This window comes from Glutamicibacter sp. BW78 (assembly GCF_002332245.1).
In the GTDB taxonomy this organism is placed as follows: Bacteria; Actinomycetota; Actinomycetes; order Actinomycetales; family Micrococcaceae; genus Arthrobacter_H; species Arthrobacter_H rhombi_A.
In genome coordinates this window covers 44,181-63,500 of the sequence record NZ_NRGU01000039.1, presented here as the reverse complement: position 1 = coordinate 63,500, position 19,320 = coordinate 44,181, and the positions used below count along the sequence as shown (strand labels likewise).

The 19,320-nt window shown below is 64.8% G+C and carries 14 protein-coding genes; 9 read left to right on the top strand and 5 right to left on the bottom strand.

What is annotated here, in order from left to right; genetic code table 11:
* The first annotated feature begins 13 nt into the window (after positions 1 to 13).
* The 7 genes from CIK75_RS13080 (at position 14) to CIK75_RS13050 (ending at position 11,090) form a co-directional block, all read left to right on the top strand.
* Positions 14 to 925, top strand: coding sequence for a sugar ABC transporter permease (locus tag CIK75_RS13080; RefSeq protein WP_086995260.1), 912 nt, complete (start codon positions 14 to 16; stop codon positions 923 to 925).
* The gene (locus CIK75_RS13075; protein WP_198962449.1) at positions 922 to 1,908 is read left to right on the top strand and encodes a carbohydrate ABC transporter permease; all 987 of its coding nucleotides are present in this window, start codon (positions 922 to 924) and stop codon (positions 1,906 to 1,908) included. Before CIK75_RS13080 ends, CIK75_RS13075 begins: the two co-directional genes overlap by 4 nt.
* Before the next feature lie 10 nt (positions 1,909 to 1,918).
* Entirely contained in the window at positions 1,919 to 5,059 is a 3,141-nt protein-coding gene (locus tag CIK75_RS13070; protein ID WP_086995257.1) for a glycoside hydrolase family 2 TIM barrel-domain containing protein, read from the top strand.
* Positions 5,056 to 7,173 carry an alpha-galactosidase gene (locus CIK75_RS13065; protein ID WP_086995254.1) on the top strand — a complete coding sequence of 706 codons (2,118 nt, stop codon included), beginning with the start codon at positions 5,056 to 5,058 and terminating at the stop codon, positions 7,171 to 7,173. Before CIK75_RS13070 ends, CIK75_RS13065 begins: the two co-directional genes overlap by 4 nt.
* A gap of 5 nt (positions 7,174 to 7,178) precedes the next feature.
* A complete protein-coding gene (galT, locus tag CIK75_RS13060) occupies positions 7,179 to 8,327 on the top strand; it encodes a galactose-1-phosphate uridylyltransferase (protein ID WP_086995423.1) in 1,149 nt (382 codons plus the stop codon).
* Entirely contained in the window at positions 8,324 to 9,538 is a 1,215-nt protein-coding gene (gene galK, locus CIK75_RS13055) for a galactokinase (protein WP_086995251.1), read from the top strand. Before galT ends, galK begins: the two co-directional genes overlap by 4 nt.
* Positions 9,539 to 9,770: 232 nt before the next feature.
* On the top strand, positions 9,771 to 11,090 hold the full coding sequence (locus tag CIK75_RS13050) for a TIGR00366 family protein (protein WP_086995420.1): 1,320 nt from the start codon (positions 9,771 to 9,773) through the stop codon (positions 11,088 to 11,090).
* A gap of 168 nt (positions 11,091 to 11,258) precedes the next feature.
* Here CIK75_RS13050 and CIK75_RS13045 read toward each other — a convergent pair whose 3' ends face one another.
* From CIK75_RS13045 to CIK75_RS13025, 5 genes are all read right to left on the bottom strand, one after another.
* The gene (locus CIK75_RS13045) at positions 11,259 to 12,467 is read right to left on the bottom strand and encodes an AI-2E family transporter (RefSeq protein ID WP_086995248.1); all 1,209 of its coding nucleotides are present in this window, start codon (positions 12,465 to 12,467) and stop codon (positions 11,259 to 11,261) included.
* Positions 12,468 to 12,524: 57 nt separating this feature from the next.
* On the bottom strand, positions 12,525 to 13,925 hold the full coding sequence (locus CIK75_RS13040; RefSeq protein ID WP_241895451.1) for an NAD-dependent succinate-semialdehyde dehydrogenase: 1,401 nt from the start codon (positions 13,923 to 13,925) through the stop codon (positions 12,525 to 12,527).
* Between the two features lie 158 nt (positions 13,926 to 14,083).
* Entirely contained in the window at positions 14,084 to 15,580 is a 1,497-nt protein-coding gene (locus CIK75_RS13035) for a DUF5129 domain-containing protein (RefSeq protein WP_158225974.1), read from the bottom strand.
* Positions 15,581 to 15,620: 40 nt separating this feature from the next.
* Complete coding sequence (gene mgrA, locus CIK75_RS13030; RefSeq protein WP_086995239.1) at positions 15,621 to 16,682, bottom strand: L-glyceraldehyde 3-phosphate reductase; 1,062 nt, start codon at positions 16,680 to 16,682, stop codon at positions 15,621 to 15,623.
* Positions 16,683 to 16,775: 93 nt separating this feature from the next.
* Positions 16,776 to 17,405, bottom strand: a complete 630-nt coding sequence (locus CIK75_RS13025) for a hypothetical protein (RefSeq protein ID WP_086995235.1) — start codon at positions 17,403 to 17,405, stop codon at positions 16,776 to 16,778.
* 209 nt (positions 17,406 to 17,614) lie between these two features.
* Here CIK75_RS13025 and CIK75_RS13020 point away from each other — a divergent pair, with 209 nt between their 5' ends.
* Positions 17,615 to 17,959 (top strand): DUF6507 family protein, encoded by a 345-nt coding sequence (locus CIK75_RS13020; RefSeq protein ID WP_256382363.1) that lies wholly within the window; start codon positions 17,615 to 17,617, stop codon positions 17,957 to 17,959.
* 68 nt (positions 17,960 to 18,027) lie between these two features.
* A complete protein-coding gene (locus CIK75_RS13015) occupies positions 18,028 to 19,263 on the top strand; it encodes a hypothetical protein (RefSeq protein ID WP_143413350.1) in 1,236 nt (411 codons plus the stop codon).
* Positions 19,264 to 19,320 lie beyond the last annotated feature (57 nt).

The window sequence follows — 19,320 nt, the reverse complement described above, 5'->3', positions numbered from 1 at the left end:
GGAGAGGAACACCATGACAACGACGACGCAGCACGCGCCCCCAACCAAACCCCGTAAGGTCCGCCGCTACAGCACCACCGACCGGGTGGTACTCACCCTGATGCTCGGTGCCCCGGCGCTCGTGGTGCTGGCCTTCATCTGGGGGCCGGCGCTGGGATCGGTGTTCCTCTCCTTCACCCGGTGGAACGGGGTGACACCCATGGAACCCGTCGGGTTCCAGAACTATCATCAAGCGGCCACCATCTACCCTCCGTTCTGGCCGGCGCTGCAACACAACGTGATCTGGCTGCTGGTCCTGGGACTCGTGGCCACACCGTTGGGCCTGTTCTTGGCCGTGCTACTGGATAAGAACATCAAGGGCACCCGCGTGTACCAGAGCATCTTCTACATGCCGGTGGTGCTCTCCCTGGCCCTGGTCGGCTTCATCTGGACGCTGCTCTACTCGCAGGATCAGGGACTGATCAACCAGCTCACCGGGGCCAACGTGAACTGGCTGGGCAACTCGGATATCAACCTGTGGGCCGTCCTTGTGGCGGCCAGCTGGCGACACGTCGGCTACATCATGATCCTCTACCTAGCCGGCCTGAAGGGGGTCGACGAATCGATCAAGGAAGCGGCGGCCATCGATGGCGCCAACCAGCGCCAGACGTTCTTCCGCGTCGTGTTCCCGACACTGAAACCCATCAACGTGATCGTGCTGGTGGTGACGGTGATCGAGGGGCTGCGCGCCTTCGACATCGTCTACATCATCAATAAGGGAACCAACGGACTTGAACTGCTGTCGGTGCTGATCACCAACAACATCATCGGCGAAGCCAGCCGGATCGGCTTCGGATCGGCGATCGCCGTCATCCTGCTGGTGATCTCGCTGGTCTTCATCATCACCTACCTGGTTCAGACCTTCACGAAGGAGGGGGCCAAATGAGCGCCGCCACCACAACCCCCGACGGACCGCAGCCGGATCGCATCGTCGCCCACGAGGCGGCAGTGGACACGATGGATACACCCGACCGGGGCCGCCGTGGAGCCGACCACGGCAATAACGCTTCGGGCCCGGCCCCTCATCCGGGCCGGAAGAACAAGGCGCCGCTCCGCCCGGGGCGGGTCATCCTGCACACCGGCCTCATCATCTGGGCGGTGTTGTGGCTGGCCCCGCTCGCGTGGGCCGTCTACACCTCCCTGCGCCCCTACGCGGAAACGGCTGAAAAGGGGTATGTGTCCCTGCCGGACACCCTGAACTTTGATAACTACACCACTGCCTGGACCCAGGCCGATCTGCCCCACTATTTCCTGAACTCGCTGTACATCGCCGTCCCGGCGGTCATCATCGTGCTGTTCATGTCCTCGATGGCGGCTTTTGTGCTGGCCCGCTTCAGCTTCAAACTCAACCTGTTCATGCTGATGTTCTTCACCGCGGCGAACCTGCTGCCCCAGCAGGTCATCATCACCCCGCTCTACCGCATGTTCCTGAGCCTGGACATCTACAACACCCAGTTCGGCGTCGTCCTGATCAACGTGGCTTTCCAGATGGGCTTCTGTGTTTTCGTGCTCAGCAACTTCATGAAGGCACTGCCCGACGAACTGGGAGAAGCCGCGCAGGTCGACGGTGCCGGGGTCTGGCGGCAGTTCTACCAGATCGTCCTGCCTCTGACCCGCCCCGCGCTCGCGGCCCTGGCAACGCTTGAATTCGCGTGGATCTACAACGACTTCTTCTGGGCGCTGGTCCTGCTGCGTGATGGTGACGCCATGCCGGTGACCAGTGCGTTGAACAACCTCAAGGGAGCGTTCTTCACCGATAACAATCTCGTGGCCGCCGGTGCGGTCATGATCGCCCTGCCCACAGTGATCTTGTTCATGATCCTGCAGAAGCACTTCGTCGCCGGGTTGACCCTCGGCAGCAATAAGTAGGAGAAGCACCGTGACCCAGCAGCAGTCCCTGCCGTACCACCTCGACCCCTCACCCGGCGCCGGCACGTTGCCCGCACGCGCCCACCTTTCCTCGGACCGGCCGGAAGCAACCCTGAACGGGGACTGGGGTTTCAGATATTCCGCGTCCGTGGCTGCCGCCCACCAGGACCCTGCCGCGCAGGACTCCCGGTTCCCCCATACGGTGGCCGTTCCCGGACACTGGGTCCTTGATGCGGCCAACGGGTCCCTGATCACCGGAAGAATCAACCGCTTCGGCAGCCCCTGGTACACCAACGTCGACTACCCGTTTCCGCTGGATCCGCCCTATGTCCCCGACGAAAACGGCACGGGAGACTATCTGCGCGAATTCACGCTGGAGGACCTGGGTTTCAGCGCAGCAGTCCTGGCCGGCCTGGGCCGGGTGATCCTGCGTTTCGAAGGCGTGGAATCGACGTTCAAGGCCTGGCTCAACGGCACAGAACTCGGCCACGCCTCGGGTAGCCGACTCAGCCACGAATTCGATGTCACGGACCACCTGCACCACGGGATCGGGAGCAACCGGCTCGTCGTCCGGGTGCATGCCTTTGCTGCCGCCAGTTATCTGGAAGACCAAGACCAATGGTGGCTGCCGGGCATCTTCCGCGACGTCACACTGATCGGCGAACCTGCCGCAGGCATCCAGGATGTGCGTATCGTCGCCGATTACCACGACGGTGCCGGCCACCTCGCCCTCGAAGCCGAGGCCCCGGCCAGGGCCTACCCGCTGCGGCTCTCGATCCCGGAACTGGGGATCGAACACCGGATCGAAGCACCGACCGGTGGAACCGCTACAGCAAAAATCGACGTGGCCGTCGGACCGGTCCTGGGCTGGAGCGCCGAAACGCCGCGGCTCTACGCGGCCACGCTGGCCTCCAGCGAAGAAACGGTATCGCTACGACTGGGATTCCGTCGGGTCGACATCTCCGACGGAGTGCTGCGCGTCAACGGTGCACCCATCCGTTTCCGCGGGGTCAACCGGCATGAATTCCACCCGAGGGTTGGACGCGCCATTACCGCCGAATTCACCCGCAGCGAGCTGGAAACCATGAAGCGGCACAACATCAACGCCATCCGCACCAGCCACTACCCGCCGAACCACCATCTGCTCGACCTCGCCGACGAACTCGGGTTCTGGCTCATCGACGAATGCGACCTGGAGACCCACGGCTTCGTCGCCACCGGCTGGGAAGCAAACCCTTCGGATGACCCGATCTGGCTTCCTGCCTACCTGGACCGGATCGAGCGAACCTGGCGCCGCGACGCGAACCACTCCTCAGTGGTGATGTTCTCGCTGGGCAACGAATCAGGTACCGGCGCCAACCTGGCCGCCATGGCCGACTGGCTGCGCAGCCATGACCCCATGCGTCCCATCCACTACGAGGGCGACCACGAGGCCCGCTACACCGACGTCTACTCGCGGATGTATGCCACCCCGACCGAATCGGATTCGCTTCTGGCACGGAACCCCGTCCCCTGGGTGAGCGCCGAAGGTTCTGACAGGATTTCAGCCCAGCCCTACATCTTGTGCGAGTACGTCCACGCCATGGGCAACGGCCCCGGCGGGATGAGCGATTACGAGGCCCTCTTCGACACCCACCCACGGGCGGCAGGTGGTTTCGTCTGGGAATATAAAGACCACGGGATCCTCGCCTCCACCCCGGATGGCCGGCAGGTGTACGCCTACGGTGGTGACTTCGCCGAGCCGATCCACGATTCCAACTTCGTCTTGGACGGACTCGTTTTCGCCGACGGCACCCCGAGCCCGGGACTCATCGAATATGCCAAGGTCATCGAACCCTTCAGGGTCACCATCGGGGAAGATCTCCGAATCCAGAACCGTCAGGACTTCGAAGACACCACCGGGTACACCTTCCACTGGCGGATCGATGGTGCCGACAGGGGACCCGAAGCGGCGGGGGAGCCCCTGGCCGCCGGCATCCTTGAGGTGCCGACCACTGCGCCCCGGTCCACCAGCACTCTTGCCCTCCCGGCGGCGGCGAATAAGCACCCCGGTGCCCTGCTGAGCGTTTCCGTACACCTGGCAGAGCCGACCTGGTGGGCCCCTGCCGGCCACGAGGTGGCCTGGGGACAGGGTTTGACCACTGGTCGTCCGGGCCCCGCAGAGGATCCAGAGCTCGCCAAGCACCCCGGAGGCACTGCTGCGCAGCCCTGGGAGCTGGCCGCCTTCGACGAGGCCGGATTATTGCGCTCCCTCGCGGAGCTGGAGCTGGCCGGTCCCGAACTGTTGGCCTTTAGAGCCCCCACCGATAACGACGATGGGACCATCGAACCCAGCCGCGGGATGCGCCCCGGGGGTCCGGATACCGTCGGGACCAATGCACAGGCCCCCGAGGATTTCGATTGGGATGCCTATGCGGGGCTGGCCCCCGAACCCGTGAGAGCCATCGCCGAAAAGTGGCGTGCCGCGGGGCTGCACCGGCTGCAACGCCGGACCGTGTCGACGCGGGCAACGGCCGGGGAACTGGCCAGTGCCCACCGCTATGGTGCCCCGGCCCGGCCCGAAGGCTTCGGCGTGGACCTGAACTTCAGCGCCACCGGCACGTCCCTGCGCCTGCGGGCACGGATGGAAGCCTTGCAGGAGTACGGATTCCCTCTGGCCCAACTGGGGCTTGGCTTCACGCTGCCAGCCGCGGTATTGACTGACGCCTCCACCGCCCGATTCACCGGGGCGGGGCCGGGTGAAAGCTATGCGGACTCCCGTGCGGCCCAACGTTTCGGCACCCACCCGCTGCCGGTCGGAGCATTGCGCACCGACTATCCGCGCCCCCAAGCCAACGGCCGCCGCGGTGATCTGCGGTCCCTCGACCTTGAACTGGTGGACGGCAGGACCCTTCGGCTGACCATCCTCGACGGGCCGCCGGATACCGGATTTACGCTCAGCCCGTGGAGCCAGCAGGAACTGGCCGCCGCCAGCCACCCCACCGAGCTGCCCGAATCCACCCACTGGCATCTGGGAATCGACGCCGGACAGCATGGCCTGGGCAGCCGTTCCTGCGGTATCGACGTCGCCGAACCGGAGGCCTTCACCGCACGCCGTGCCGAGCTGCTCCTCGAGCTGGCCGTCCTCCCGGGCGGGGATGGAACGGCATGAGTCTCCATTCGCTGAGCGGGCACGGCGTGGCCCTGATCCTGCAGACCGCCGGCGATCCCGCCGTCGTGCACTTCGGCGCCGATCCGGGGGACCCGCCTGAGCAGGAATCCACCGGCCCGGTGCTGCATTCGAATTATGACCACCCGCTCACGTTGCCGCTATGGCCTCAAGCCAGTGCCGGCTGGGCCGGGACCCCGTTCCTCGAGGGCGGACGGGGTGGCCGGGACACCTCAGTGAGCTTCGCCAACCCCCGGGTCACCACCGGGGAAAGCCAGCTCACCCTCTCAACCACGGATGCCCAGACCGGGCTGAAACTAGCCACCGATCTCGAACTGCTGCCCGGCGGTCTGCTGCGCCTGCGCCATACCCTGACCAATATCGGGGAGGACGGCTATGAAGTCAGGGCGTTGAACGCCATGCTTCCCGTCGGGCAACAGGCCACCGAACTCTTGGACACCGCAGGACGCTGGTCCCGTGAACGCTCCGAACAGCGACTGCCCTTCGGCATCGGAACCCATGCCCGGACCGGTCGTCGAGGGCGTACCGGGCATGACGCACCCCTGCTGCTCGCCGCTGGCACCCCGGGCTTCGCCAACCGCAGGGGCGAACTCTGGGCCGCGCATTTGGGGTGGAGCGGAAATAGCACGGTCTTCGCTGAACGCAGCACCAATCCAAGCCACCTCCTCGGTGCCGGCGAACTACCGGGAACCGGTGAAATCGTCCTCGAAACCGGGCAGAGTCATATCAGTCCGTGGGTGTACTTCGCCTATTCGGATACCGGGCTTGACGGGGTGTCCGCCCGTTTCCACACCTATTTGCGCTCACGCGCCAACCATCCGCGCCGGACACGGCCCGTGGTGCTGAACACCTGGGAAGCCGTCTACTTCCAGCACGACCTCAGCGAGCTGATCTCGCTGGCCGAAGCCGCCGCCGAGGCCGGCGTGGAACGATTCGTGCTCGACGACGGATGGTTTGGTTCCCGCCGCGATGACACCTCAGGTCTGGGGGACTGGCAGGTCTCACCCCAGGTCTGGCCCGAGGGCCTGACCCCCCTGATCAGCCAGGTCAACGCGTTGGGCATGGAATTCGGCCTCTGGGTGGAACCCGAAATGGCCAACCCCGATTCCGAACTGGCCACCGGCCACCCCGACTGGCTCTGCCGGGCCCGCGGCGACCAGCTCGCCCCGACCTGGCGGAACCAATACGTCGTGGACCTCACCATCCCTGCGGCCTACGCCCACATCTTCACCGCCCTGGACACGGTGCTGACCGATGCGGAACGGGCCGGAACGCCGATCGCGTTCCTGAAATGGGACCAGAACCGTGACCAGACCGATATGGCCTCGGCCGGAAGACCCTCACAACATCGGCAGACCCTGGCCGCCTACACCCTGATGGATGAACTGAAGGCCGCACATTCAGGATTGGAAATCGAAGCCTGCTCCTCGGGGGGAGCCCGGGTCGATCTGGGGGTGCTCGAACACGCCGACAGGGTGTGGGCCTCGGATTCCAACGACGCCCTGGAACGCCAACATATTCAGGAACTGACCCAACGGCTCCTGCCTCCCGAGCTGGTGGGACAACATATCGGCCCGGCCACAGCCCACACCTCGGGACGCACCCACGCACTGGCCTTCCGCGGGATCACCGCCCTCTTCGGGCACTTCGGGCTGGAATGGGATATCCGTGAAGCCCAGGGGGCCGACCGGCAGACCCTGCACCAGCTGGTCGGGCTCTACCGGAAGCACCGGCGGCTGCTGCATTCCGGGGTTTCGGTCCGGGCCGATCTCGGCGATGACGCGTTCAGCCTGTACGGCACCGTAGCCGCCGACGGGTCCGAGGCGCTCTATGCCTTTGCCTTGCTGCGTTCCTCCGTCGGGGTCGGCCCCGGCGTCATGGCCCTGCCGGGTCTGCGGCCGGAGAAGACATACCGGGTCTCGGCCATCGTGCCGGGTAACGAACCGGGAACCTTCATTCACCGGGAACCGCCGGCCTGGCTCAACAACGGCTTCGTCGCCACCGGCAACTACTTATCAACCGTTGGATTGGCCTTACCTGCCCTGAATCCCGAGCGGGCCATCCTGCTCCACGCCGAAGCACTGGAGGCTTTGTGAGCACCATGAACAGCCCCACCGAAACCACCGATACCGAGGCCCTCCGTCGGCCAGTCCGCACCCGGATGGCTGATGGCCGTGAACTGTTGTATTTCTTCGACCATCCCGACCAGCACGAGGACTTCGTCCCCCCGGCAGACCTGCGCGAACTGCCCGAGCGGCCCGCCGCCGCCCGTCTGCGCCGGGACCCGCTGACCGGGGAGTGGGTTTCCTTCGCTGCCCACCGGCAAGGAAGAACCCATCTGCCCCCTGCCGACGAATGCCCGCTCTGCGCTTCGGCCCCCGACCGGTCCACCGAGGTTGCTGCAGCACAATACGACGTCGTCGTCTTCGAGAACCGTTTCCCCTCCTTCGGTCCGGGGCAGCACGAACACGATCGCTCCGATGCGCTGGGTGCCACCTACCCCGCTGAAGGCCGCTGCGAGGTGATCGCCTTTGGTGCCGATCATGAGGACTCCTTCGGCGACTTGGGTCCACAACGGGCCCGGACCGTCGTGGAAGCCTGGGCCCAGCGCACCGCAGAACTTTCGGCACTGCCGGGTGTCGAGCAGGTCTTCGCCTTCGAGAACCGGGGCGCCCAGATCGGGGTGACCCTGCACCATCCACATGGGCAGATCTATTCCTACCCCTATGTCACCCCGCGGACCCTCACCCAACTGGAGCAGGCACAACGGCACCGTGCAAAAACGGGGCGCAACCTCATGCAGGACGTGTTGGACTTTGAAGTGGGAGAAGGAACCCGGGTGGTGGAGCGGACCGAGCATTTCACCGTTTTTGTGCCCTTCGCCGCCCGCATGCCCATCGAGGTCCACGTGGTTCCGAACCGGCACGTGGCGGACCTGGCGGGACTGACCGGCGAAGAACGGGCCGATCTGGCAGAGGTCTACTTGCGTCTGATCCGTGGCGTCGACGCCCTCTACTTGACCCCTACCCCGTATATCGCCGCATGGTTCCAAGCCCCCGTCAGGCATCCGGGCGCCGAGGAACTGCGTCTGCACCTGCAGCTGACGTCCCCGCGTCGGGCGGAAGACAAACTGAAATACCTGGCAGGATCGGAAGCCGCGATGGGGGCCTTCATCGCCGACGTCACTCCCGAGACCACTGCAGAACGCCTGCGCGTGGCGCTCGGAACACTGAACGGAGCCACCTCATGAGCCAGCCGGACACCGAGGTCCTTGAGGCCCTTTCGGCGGCCTTCTCCACCCTCTTTGGCGGCCGACCAGATGGCGTGTGGGCGGCGCCCGGTCGGGTGAACCTGATGGGGGAACATACCGACTACAACGAAGGCTTTGTGCTTCCTTTTGCCTTGGAGAATAGTGCCCGGGTCGCCGTGACCCTGCGGCCCACGGGGCCGGCACGGCTGCGGGCAGCCTCCCTGCAGGGGGCAGATCCTGCCGGAACCGGGCAGGCGGCCCTGGCCGGCGAAATTGCCGAGGTGGATCTGACCGATCTTCACCCCGCAGGCGTCGCCCCCTGGGCCAGATATTTGGCAGGGGTCATGTGGGCCCTCCAACAGCGGGGGCACCCCGTGCCCGGGCTGGATATCCTGCTGGATTCGGACGTCCCGTCGGGGGCCGGGCTCTCTTCCTCGGCGGCCATTGAATGCGCGGTGGCCCTGGCCCTGGACGAACTGCTGGAGATCGGCATCGAACGCGAAGAACTGGTGTTGGTTTGCCAGCAGGCGGAGAACGACTTCGTGGGGGCGCCCACCGGGATCCTGGATCAGTCGGCTTCCCTGCTGGGCACTTCGGGCCACGCATTGTTTTTGGACTGCCGCAGCAGGGTCTCCCGGCAGGTGCCGCTGGATCTGGTGGCCGAATCCCTGGTGTTGCTGGTCATCGACACCCGCGTCGTCCACGCGCACGAGTCCGGCGGGTACAAGGATCTTGTTGCGGCCTGCGCCCGCGGTGCTGCAGGGCTGGGGGTGGCCGCACTGCGTGATGTGGGTCCCGAGCGGCTGCCGGAGGCCGCCGAGGTCCTGGACGCCCCGACCTTTTCCAGGGTGCGCCATATTGTGACCGAGAACCAACGGGTCCTGGAGACGGTGGCGGCATTGGAGGCCGAGGGGCCGCGAACCATCGGTGCCCTGTTGAACGCCAGCCACGCTTCGATGCGTGATGACTTCGGGATCTCCTGCGTCGAACTCGATGCTGCCGTCGAGGCCGCCCAGCAGGCCGGGGCGCTCGGAGCCCGGATGACCGGGGGCGGATTCGGTGGTTCGGCGATCGCCCTCGTCGATGCCGCCGCAGCGCAGACGGTGGGGGACGCGGTCCGTGAGCGCTTCGCCGCCGATGGGTACGGGAGTCCGGAGATCTTCGCCGTCCTGCCCGGCGCCGGCGCCCGGAGGCGGGACGGGCGGGCATGAAGAAGGCCCCGGCTTTCGGGGGGAGAAAGCCGGGGCCGGATTCATCACTCGCACCTGATGAGGTACTTAAAACACTAAGGTCCGAACCTAGTTGTTCGCTGTGCGTGCGGTGGGGGTTGACTGCAAACCACGGGTAATGTGGCGAGCGTCACCCACTCCTGAAACCCGCGAGGTGTTTTTAGTGCGCAACCGCACCGCTACCGATCAGCAAGGCACGGTCCTGTCACGGGCCATGCGTCCGGTCAACCATCTGGTCGAAAAGTTCATTCCCTCGGCGCTGGTCTTCGCCATCGTGCTGACCTTCATCGTCGCCGTCCTGGCGTTGGCCCTGACCGGTTCCTCCCCGGTACTGATTATCAAAAGCTGGGGTGACGGGCTGGCCGGGTTGCTGGCCTTCATGACCCAGATGGCTCTGGTGCTCCTGCTGGGATATATCCTGGCCAACACCCGTCCGGTCCGCAGGCTTCTGGGGTTTCTGGGCGGGATCCCCCGTTCGCCGATCCAGGCCTACCTCTTCGTCTTCCTCGTGGCGGCCGTCGCCTCGCTGATCACCTGGGGCCTCGGGCTCGTCGTGGGAGCCCTGCTCGCCAAGGAGGTCGCAGCCCAGGGACGCGAACGCGGAATGAAACTGCATTTCCCGATGCTGGTGGCCTGCGGGTTCGCCGGATTCGTTGTCTGGCATATGGGCTACTCGGGTTCGGGGCCGTTGACAGCAGCCACCCCCGACTCCTTCATTGCCGAGGAGTTGGGTGCACCGCTGCCGATCTCGGAGACCACGTTCTCGAGCTGGAACATGATTGCTGCCGTCATCACGATCGCCGTCGTCGCCCTGGCCCTGTTCTTGATTGCGCCCCGACAGTCGGACAAGATCGTGGAGCTGACCCGTGATGCTCGTGAAGCGGGGGTGGTCGTCGAGGAGGAGGTCCTCACACCCGCGGACCGTGTCGATGCCAGCCGGCTGCCCACCTTGCTGTTGGGCATCATGCTGGTGGCCTACCTGGTCATCCATTTCGCCCAGGGTGGGAGCCTGACCCTGGACATCGTGAACTGGTCTTTCCTGGCACTGATCTTGTTGTTGGTGCGCCACCCGTTCGAGCTGGTGGCCCTCACCAAGGACGCTGCCTCGAACGTCGGGGAGATCCTGCTGCAGTTCCCGCTCTATGCGGGCATTCTGGGCATCATGCAGGGGAGCGGGTTGATTGTGCTGGTCTCCAACGCCTTCGTGGCGATCTCGACGCCCCAGACCTTCGGGGTCTTGGCGTTCCTCAGCGCCGGAGTGGTGAACTTCTTCGTCCCCTCAGGCGGCGGCCAATTCGCCGTTCAAGCCCCGATCATGCTCACGGCGGCCGAACAACTGGGAGTGGACCCCTCGGTCCCGATCATGGCCGTGGCCTACGGGGATCAGTGGACCAACATGATCCAGCCGTTCTGGGCGTTGCCGCTGCTGGCCATCGCGGGGCTGAAGATGCGTGACATTCTCGGATACACCACGATCGTGCTGATCGCTTCCGGGCTGGTCTTCGCCGCGACACTGGTGATCGTCTCGCTCTAGGCGGGGGAAAGCGCGGAACATGATGAAGGCCCCAGTCCGGGCAGGACTGGGGCCTTGCTGTTTCATCACTCGCACCTGATGAGGTACTGATAACTCTAGGGGCCGAAACTTTGAGCTACCTGTATGCCGCGTGGGTATTGCCCGGGATCGGTGTCTCCGGCCGGGAGGCTACTCCCCGTCGGCCGTCGCGGGCTTGTATTCCTCGACGGCTTCCGGGTCCCGTCCGGTCCAGATCTTCACGATGGCCCAGCCGACGGCGGTCAGCGGGACCGACAGTACTGCGCCGACGACGCCACTGAGCACGGTGCCGACGGTCAATGCGAGCAGGATGACCAGCGCGTGCAGGTGCAGGGCCTGACCCATGACGACGGGCTGGAGGAAGTTGCCTTCGAGCTGGTTCACCAGGATCACCACGCCGAGCACGATCAGGGCGACCACGGGGCCATTGGCCACCAAGGCGACCAACGAGGCCAGGATGCCGGCGAAGGTGGCTCCGACGATCGGGATGAAGGCGGTGATGAAGACGATGGCCGCCAAGGGCAGGGCCAAGGGAACCTGCAGGATCCACAAGGCGATTCCGATACCTGAGGCGTCAACGAAGGCGACGATGGCCGTGCCGCGGATGTAGCCACCCAGGGTGTGGATGGTGCGGTATCCGCTGGCGCGCCAGTGGGCGTCATGGCTGCGCGGGACCCAGGACAGGAAGAAGGCCCAGATCTTGTCGCCGTCCTTCAGGAAGAAGAACAGGATCACCAGCAGGAGGACCAGCCCGGTGAAGAAGCTCCCGGCAGCCGAGATCCCCGACAGTGCGCCGGCGCCGAACTGCTTGCTGGTCAGGAAATCGGTGACGACACTGACGCCTTCATCGATCTGCTTTTGGCCGATCTGAATGGGGAGGTCCTTGGCCAGGTCCTGCAGTTGACCGAAACCCTCGACGGCCTGATCCACGAGCCCCGACCATTCGGCGCGCACGGCGAAGACAATGGCCGTGCCGATCCCGCCCAGGACCACCAAGGACCCCAGGAAGACCGTCCAGGCGGCCAGCATCGAGGAGAGGTGTCGACGCATGAACATCACCAGTGGCCACATGGCACTGGTGAGGATCAGGGCGATCAACAACGGAAGCACCACGACGCTCACCTGGGCCAACCCGACGACTGCCACACCGGTCAGAACGAGCACCAGCAGGATCTGAGCGGCCCGGGTGGCGTTGCGGCCCAACGCGTTGGACCACAGCAGAGCCACCCGGTCGGCGGGGGCCACCCGGGAATCCGCGGGCCCCAGCGCATCGAGCTGGGCGTGGCGCGCGCCGGGACTGACGGGAAGTGCCGGGGCAGAGCTGCGCCCGGAGCGGCGGCGGAATAATCGAAGACTCATCGGATGACCTCTGGTTTCATGACCACCACTCTAGGCGAGCAAACGGGCGCTGACCTGCTAATCCGCGATGTAGAACAGACGTTTGTTCACGAATTCGTCCATTCCTAGTGGGCCCAGCTCGCGACCGTAGCCCGAACGCTTGACCCCGCCGAACGGCAAGTCGGCGTCCTCGCCGATGCCGTTCACGTTGGCCATGCCGACCTGCAGCCGGTGAGCGAGCTTGCGGGCCCGCTCTTCATCGGTGCTGAAGACCGCGCCGCCGAGACCATATTGGGTATCATTCGCGAGCTTGATGGCCTCTTCGTCGGAGGAGACCTTATAGACGACGGCGACCGGGCCGAAGAGCTCTTCGCGGTAGGCCCGCATATCCTTGGTGATGCCGGTCAATACGGCAGGGGAGTAGTAGCAGGATGGTCCGTCATGGAGGGTTCCGCCGGCGTGCAGGGTGGCGCCCTTGGACACGGCGTCCTGCACCTGCTCGTGCACTGCCTCGGCTGCGGCGCGGGAAGACAGTGGGCCGAACGTACCAGCATCCTCCGTGGCCGGGTCCCCGGGAACCAGACCGTTGGCCTGCTCGGTGAGACCGGCCACGAAATCGTCGTAGATATCCTCCATGACGATCATGCGCTTGTTGGAGTTGCAGGCCTGGCCGGTGTTTTCGATCCGGGTGTCCCAGGCCAGCTTGGCCGCTGCCTTGACGTCCTCGGAGTCCAGCACCACGTAGGGATCTGAACCGCCGAGCTCGAGCACGGCCTTCTTGAGGTTTTGTCCGGCCAACTGGCCGATGATGGCCCCGGCTCGCTCGGAACCGGTCAGTGAGACCCCCTGGATCCGCGGGTCGGCGATGATGTCGGCAATCTGATCATGGGTGGCGAACAAGTTCACGTAAGCACCTGCCGGAACGCCGGCATCGTCCATGATCTGGGCGATGGCCATGGCCGAACGGGGGCAGGTTTCGGCGTGTTTGAGCACGATGGTGTTGCCGAGCATCAGGTTGGGTGCCACGAAACGGGCGACCTGGTAGTACGGGTAGTTCCACGGCATGATGCCCAGCAGCGGGCCGACGGGCAACCGCTGGACCACGGCGCGGCCACCACCGATGGCGTTGATCTCCTGATCGGCGGCCAGGGTGGGGCCCTCGGTGGCGAAGTAGTTGAAGATGTCGGTGCAGAATTCGGCTTCGCCCTTGGACTCCGAGAATGGCTTGCCCATCTCCAGGGTGATCGTCGAGGCGAGCTCATCGGCACGTTCGGTGAACAGTTCGGCGACGCGCTTGACGACGACGGCCCGCTCGGCGATGGGCAGGGCGCCCCAGGATTCGTAGGCGGCCTGGGCGGCGTCCACGGCCTGAACGACCTGGGCATCGGTCGCGGTTTCGAAGGTCTCGACGACCTCGCCGGTGGCGGGGTTCTGCACGCGGTAGCCGGACGGGTTGGACTGCTGGGCGGTGGTGGTCACTGCCGGTCTCCTCTTCATTGAAACTCACGGCGCCCTCGGCGGAGGCCGCACGGACCCATCATGTCGCGGATACCCGGGTTTGTGAATCGAGTCACTGCATCTGCACATTTTGGCGGCCCTGCTTCAGTGCAAGGGCCCGGGATGCGGGTGGTGCGGTTCTAGAAGCTCGAGGAGCTGCCGGAGCCCGAGAAACTACCGCCGCTGCTGCCGTAGCCGGAGGAGGACGAACTCTGGGCGCTGGCCACCGATGCCTGGCCGGAGGTGTAGCCGGTGTTCATGGTGGCGGCGCTGAAGTAGAAGACCCCGGGGTAGGACGTGGTCAGGATGCTGGTCCTCCGGGCGCGTGGCCGGGTGGATTCTTCCTGGGCCTGTTTGAGCTCCTGGCGCATGAGTTCTTCCTCCGCGGTGGAGGAAGCGTGGGCGGTGATCGCCGCCTCGGCATGGGCCTGGAAAAGTTCCGAGAGTCGTGCACGGGTGTCCCGGAGGGTATCGAGCCCCTCGTCGGGGGTCATGCTGCCGTCGGCCAGGCCGGCACGCCAGGAGGGCAGGGCAGCCTGGATCTCATCGCGGAAGGACAGCAGCGATGCGGCAGTTGCTTCGTTGGGGTCCGCTGCGGAGGTCTTGAGCACCTCGTCGATGCCGTCAAGGTCCTCGCGCAGATCGCGGGTCTGGTTCTCCCACGCCTCGTCCCAGCTCGAGTCATGGTTCAGGAATGAGTTGGCGTCGGCGATGACATCGTCGAGCTTGTCCAGGGAGACGGCTGCCTCGGCGAAGGCCTCCGCCTGGCGGACGCCTTCGACGGTGGAGCGGACCCTGGTTGGCACCGTCTCAAGGTCGCGGCGTTGGCCGGTCAACTGGGTGTACCGGGTGCGGAACTCCCGATACCGCTCCAGGACCCGGGCACCGTAGGCGGATTCGGTGGGAATGGTCCGGGCGTTGAGTTCGGTGATGTCCAGGTCCATCGTCACGTTGGCGTAGGCCTCATCGCCCTGGGCGAGTGCTTCGGCAAACGAGCGCCGGTTCTTGCGTTGTTCGTTCAAGACCAACACCACCACGGCCCCGACCACCAGGACGCCCAGCCCGCCGAGGACGAACGTCACCGGGTGCAGGTACCACGGCCGGTTGATGATCCGTGCTCCGGCCTGGACCGCATCAATGGCCCCATCCGTCCACTGGGCGTCGGCCAGGAGGTCCTTCGCCGCATCCTGGATATCGGATTGGGCATCCATGCTGACCTTGCGGTCCTCGCCCAGGTAGGTGCCGATATGCCGGCCGTCAGGGTCGATGGCGACGATGAAGAGCCCGTCGGCCCACTTCTGTCTGTCGGCGCTGAGCCATTCGGGGTGGTGGTCCCGGGCGTAGGCCAGGACCCGCTCGTTGAAGATGTCATCCTTGGCCCCCCGTTGGGTGAGGACGACGACGGTGGTGGGGCTGCGGAAGCTGGTGTCCTTGATGGCCGGGACCAGCTTCGACTCGTCGAGGATGCCTGCGGTGTCCGTGACGACGACGTCCTTCGGGGGGTTTGCCTGGGCGGGCGAGCCGACGCCCACCAGGGCCGCCACGGCCAGCGCGGCCGCTGCCAGGAGCCGGGCCAGGCGGGCTCCCGCCGTCGTCGTTGGTTCCCTGTCCCTGACAGGTCGCAGGTCGGTGTTCACCCGGTGGCCTCCTCGTCGGTGCTCGGTTCCGCCGCCCCGACTAGGACTGGGAGAAACGGCGCCAGATATCCACGCTATCGGCACCGTTGGTGATCCCGTCAATGAGTTCCAGTTCCTCCGTGGAGAAGGAAGTGTTCTCCACGGCCGAGAGGTTCTCATCCAATTGCCGGGTCGAGGAGGCCCCGATGAGCACCGAGGTCACTCCGCCCTCGCGCAGCAGCCAGGCGATCGCCAGCTGGGCCAGGGTCTGACCGCGTTGTTCGGCCAGCCGGGCCAGCTCACGGACCGTGGACAGGTTCTCCTCGGTGAGCCCGGCCAACGAGGACCTGCCTCCGGAAGGGACCGCATTCTTGTCGTCCAGATATTTTCCGGTCAGTAGGCCCTGCGCCAAGGGGGTGAACGCGATCGAGCCCATCCCCAGTTCCTTCAGGGTGTCCAGCAGCCCGTCCTCGACCCAGCGGTTGAGCATCGAGTAGGAGGGCTGGTGGATCACCAACGGTGTACCGAGTTCACGGGCCACGGCCTTGGCGGCGGCGGTCCGCTCGGGGGAATAAGAAGAGATGCCGACGTACAGGGCCTTGCCCTGGCGGACCAGTTGGTCCAGGGCGCCCACGGTTTCCTCGATGGGCGTCTGGGGATCGGGGCGGTGCGAATAGAAGATGTCGACGTAGTCCAACCCCATGCGCTGCAGGGATTCGTCGGCGGAGGCACGGAGATACTTGGCCGAGGCCCAGTTCCCGTAGGGCCCCGGCCACATGTCGTAGCCGGCCTTCGAGGAGATGATCATTTCGTTGCGGTAGGGGCGGAAATCGGTGCGCATCATGCGTCCGAAGTTCTCCTCCGCCGAACCGGCGGGTGGGCCGTAGTTGTTCGCCAGGTCGAAGTGGGTGATCCCGTGGTCGAAGGCGTGGCGGAGGATTTCGCGCTGGGTGTCGAAGGTCCTGTTGTCACCGAAGTTCCACCACAGGCCCAGGCTCAGCGGCGGCAGCAACAGGCCGGAGTTGCCGACCCTGCGGTACTGGAGGTCGTCGTAGCGCTCGAGGGCGGCGACGTACGGATCGTGGGTTTCCGGGGTGCGCGGCGTGCGGACGTCATCAGCCATGGGGTGCTCCTGGGGATGGGAAGACAAGGTCAGCCCCATGCTACGCGGTGCCCGGGGCGTGACACCGCAGTGATCGATACCAGGCGGTGTCCCTTAGCTGACGAAGGGCAGCGCCCCCGCGAGGACGCCGATCATGAAGGCAGGCAGCGGAACCCACGACCACCAGGTGGTAGGAAAGCCGGGGTGTGAGGTGTCGGCAGCAGGCCGTGGTGGTGGCGCCAGGAACAGGCAGATCAGACCGAAGACCACTAACAAGACGGTCGTCACTGCCGCGCCGGCCAGCGTGTTTCCGAGGAAGACTCCTTCGGGTAGCGCCTCGGTGGCAGCCGCCTCGTGGAAGGCATCGAGGACGGAAGTGGCACTTGAGGTGCTTGGCAGCCAGCAGATGACAAAGAAGGCGATTGAAACCACCGCAGCGGCAATGGTCGTGAACCGTACCCCGGGACTGACAACCTTGCTTGCATCGGGGCGCATGAGTCGAAGCCAACCGAGGTAGGCGAGGATCGGAACGAAGGTGAAAAGCAATATGCCCGCGGCGAAGCGGATCAGCTGGATGATGGACAGGCTGCCTGTTTCGGCCATTTCCGCCCCGGTGATGTCCCCAGCGATGGACAAGACGGGAGCCCGGAAAGCCGCGAACCACAAAAGTGCCACTGCGGAGCCCACCAGCGCGGCGATGAGCCGGTTGCGGACAAAGGAGAGATAGGGGTTTCTCATGGCCATGACGTCGTAATCGTTCCTTGGGCTGGGGAGTGCTGCGGCATCAGTATAAGCGGGCCTGCCCGTAGCCAACGGGTAGGTAGGGGCGGCCACCATGGGGAGAACTCCCCATGGCGATGTCGGCCAGCTGTGCCATAACCTATATCTGAAACAGTAGCTTGTGGTCGCGCTCTCTCCGTGGCCCAGATCTCGGCGGAGAGGCACAACGCCCCATGACAACGTACGACCTGTCACCCGACGCTATGAACAACGTTGCAAGCAACGTTGAAGTCGAGCTCGATTTGCTTCCAGGGTTAAGGAAGACGCTGAGCAGCACCTTGGACGAGGCCGCGGAGGCTTGCAAGATGCAAGACATCACGGCTGCTCTGACCGGAGTGTGGAGCGAGATCCTTGCTTTCCAAGCCGAAGCGGCCCAGACCCGCATCGAGAATGCCTGTTCGGCCATCCGAACCACGGCAGCCGCCTATCGCAGTGGTGACGAGAAGATGATGGAGGAAGCATCGCGGGCCGCGGATGATGCCCCCAACGTGTTGATCGAAGACGGGAAGGACATCTGATGGGGCTCGATACAGCCGGTCTCGAAGGATGGCCGGACCCGGCTTCCATCAGCGCGGCAGCGGCGTCCGTGTCCACCGCCGGAGGCAAATACGACGACAAAATCGAAAACGCAGCTGATGATTGGACACCCATCGGTTCGGCCTACCGCCAGGGGGCTGGGCGTGGCGAGGTCCTGCGGGCGTTTTCCCCGGTCAAGGATCATGGCGAGGCCATTCGGACCGCTTCAGGGTTCGTGCGTGATGCCTTGGATGACTTCGCCGCGGATGTAGTTGCCCTGAAGGCACGCCGCAAGAACGTGCTGCTCCGGGTCGATGCCTTCAATACGAAAGTGGCAAACGATGAGGAAATGCTTGACTACGGCTACTCATCCGAAACCGGCATCCAAGCCACCATCGATGCCATCGCGCAGGACCTCAAGGACCGGGCCAACGAGTGTGCCCAAGCGCTCAAGGACATCACCATCAAAGCCAAACCAGGTGGGGGATTCCTCGCTTCTCCAGAGGGAGGGCTAGTCACTGGCAGCATCTCCAAATATATGAAGTTGAATGAGGTTGCTTCTTTCAGTTACACGGAATTGCACGTCAACGTCCAGACATACACATTTTCCCACCAAGACAAGAAGCTCCGGCCATGGGTTCGGTTGTGGAACAACGGCAAATTTGACCCCGGGGCGGGAGTTTGGCGCTATGACACCACGACCCACCACGTGACCGTGATCAGCATGGAGGAAATCGAGCGGAAGGGAACCTGGAAGCCGAACTGGACGCCGACTGATACTCGTTGGCGGCAATGGATCGAGGGGAAATCCAAGTGGTACGGGAACTACGCAGCCAACCGGGCGGGCCACTGGCAGCAGCCATCCAGCGCTTCGTGGCTGGATGATTTCAAGAATGCGGGCAAAGGAACGAAATTCCTCAAGGGAGGAAACGTCGCACTTTCTCTTGCGACCACGGGGCTGACATACGTCAACGAACGCGACAAGGAATATAATCGGCTGCTCCAAGAGAATCCAGGCTGGTCGGACGACAAGATTTCCGACCGTGCCCGGGAGGTGGGAGCAGTGAAGACCACCGCCAAGACAACAGTTGACTTTGGCGCGGGCATGGCTGGTGCCGCAGTGGGCACGATGATCGGCGGCCCGGTGGGGACCGTCATTGGTTTCGGCGTGGGTATGGGCCTGAGCTATTTGTCGAACAAGTCGGGGGCCTCCGATTTCGTCGCCGACAAGGCGGTTGAGGTGTGGGATGGTGCCAAGGATATGGGCGGGAAAGCAAAGGATTGGGTAGGAGGTCTCTTTGACTGAGCATGGTGCGAACGGGGACCGGCCCGGCGCGGCTGGTGGAAGCGACATGTCGGATGG

Bases quoted from the DNA above. Each gene is read 5' to 3' on its own strand.
- CIK75_RS13080 (WP_086995260.1), top strand. From the start codon at position 14: ATGACAACGACGACGCAGCACGCGCCCCCAACCAAACCCCGTAAGGTC.
- CIK75_RS13075 (WP_198962449.1), top strand. From the start codon at position 922: ATGAGCGCCGCCACCACAACCCCCGACGGACCGCAGCCGGATCGCATC.
- CIK75_RS13065 (WP_086995254.1), top strand. From the start codon at position 5,056: ATGAGTCTCCATTCGCTGAGCGGGCACGGCGTGGCCCTGATCCTGCAG.
- galT (WP_086995423.1), top strand. From the start codon at position 7,179: ATGAACAGCCCCACCGAAACCACCGATACCGAGGCCCTCCGTCGGCCA.
- galK (WP_086995251.1), top strand. From the start codon at position 8,324: ATGAGCCAGCCGGACACCGAGGTCCTTGAGGCCCTTTCGGCGGCCTTC.
- CIK75_RS13050 (WP_086995420.1), top strand. From the start codon at position 9,771: ATGCGTCCGGTCAACCATCTGGTCGAAAAGTTCATTCCCTCGGCGCTG.
- CIK75_RS13045 (WP_086995248.1), bottom strand. From the start codon at position 12,467: ATGAGTCTTCGATTATTCCGCCGCCGCTCCGGGCGCAGCTCTGCCCCG.
- mgrA (WP_086995239.1), bottom strand. From the start codon at position 16,682: ATGGCTGATGACGTCCGCACGCCGCGCACCCCGGAAACCCACGATCCG.
- CIK75_RS13025 (WP_086995235.1), bottom strand. From the start codon at position 17,405: ATGGCCATGAGAAACCCCTATCTCTCCTTTGTCCGCAACCGGCTCATC.
- CIK75_RS13020 (WP_256382363.1), top strand. From the start codon at position 17,615: ATGACAACGTACGACCTGTCACCCGACGCTATGAACAACGTTGCAAGC.